The sequence below is a fragment of the Paenibacillus sp. An7 genome (assembly GCF_009870785.1).
GTDB lineage: Bacteria > Bacillota > Bacilli > Paenibacillales > Paenibacillaceae > Paenibacillus.
This window is the reverse complement of record NZ_WTWX01000069.1, coordinates 1-1,138: the sequence shown is the minus strand read 5'-3', so window position 1 is coordinate 1,138 and position 1,138 is coordinate 1. Positions and strand designations below refer to the sequence as shown.

The following is a 1,138-nucleotide window of genomic DNA, read 5'->3' as shown; positions in this document are numbered from 1 at the left end:
CAGAATTAACGGCATTCCTAGACTATGAAAAGTACGACCGGCTGGGAGTGAATTCGGGGAATTCTCGCAATGGAGTTTACACGCGTACACTTCGCACTGAGTATGGTGAGCTGCAGATTACTATCCCACGAGATCGCAACGGAGAGTTTAAGCAGCAGACGGTAGCTCCGTATAAGCGTTCCAATGATACGCTTGAATCCTTCGTCATTCACATGTTCCAAAAGGGTGTGACAATGACGGAGATTGCTGAGCTTATCGAGAAAATGTACGGTCATCATTACACACCTCAAACGATATCTAACATGACCAAGGTTATGGTGGAGCATGTAGAAGCCTTCATGAAGCGTACGCTAACAAAACGTTATGTTTGCGTCTATTTAGATGCGACTTACATTGCGGTTAAACGCGAAACGGTGTCTAAGGAAGCTGTATATCTTGCGGTGGGGATTCGTGAAGATGGCTCAAAAGAAGTCTTAACATATGCCATTGCACCCACCGAATCGGCCTATGTATGGAAAGAACTCCTGCAAGACATTCGCGAACGTGGTGTGCAAGAAGTACTCCTCTTTATCTCCGATGGATTGAAAGGTATAGTAGATGCCACTCAGCAAGTCTATCCACAGGCCAAATACCAAACGTGTTGTGTTCATTTGGCGCGTAATATCGCTCATAAAGTACGTGTATCTGACCGTGCAGAGATCTGTGGAGACTTTAAATCGGTGTACAGAGCTGACCATGAACAAGCTGGCAAAGCCGCTCTAGAATCCTTCTGTGACAAATGGAAACCCATCTATCCCAAGGTCGTTACATCTCTACAAGAAAATCCATATATCTTCACATTCTACCGTTTTCCAAAATCCATATGGAGGAGCATTTATTCGACCAATCTAATTGAATCTTTCAATAAACAAATTAAGAGATATACCAAGCGCAAAGAGCAATTTCCACATGAAGAGGCTCTAGAGAAGTTCCTGGTTTCACAGTTTGAAATCTATAACCAACGCTTCGCTACACGTTGTCATATTGGCTTTGATCAAGCCCGATCTGAACTACTGGCGATGTTCTCCACCAAAGAGTAGTACTACTTTCTACAAGAAGAGGATATTTTCATTTACACAAAATTCTTGACGCTACCGTA

The 1,138-nt window shown here is 43.2% G+C and carries 1 protein-coding gene; it reads left to right on the top strand.

Going from position 1 to position 1,138, the window contains the following annotated elements:
* On the top strand, window positions 1-1,079 hold a 1,079-nt coding region (locus GQY27_RS21170), incomplete at its 5' end, for an IS256 family transposase (RefSeq protein WP_160037242.1).
* Window positions 1,080-1,138 lie beyond the last annotated feature (59 nt).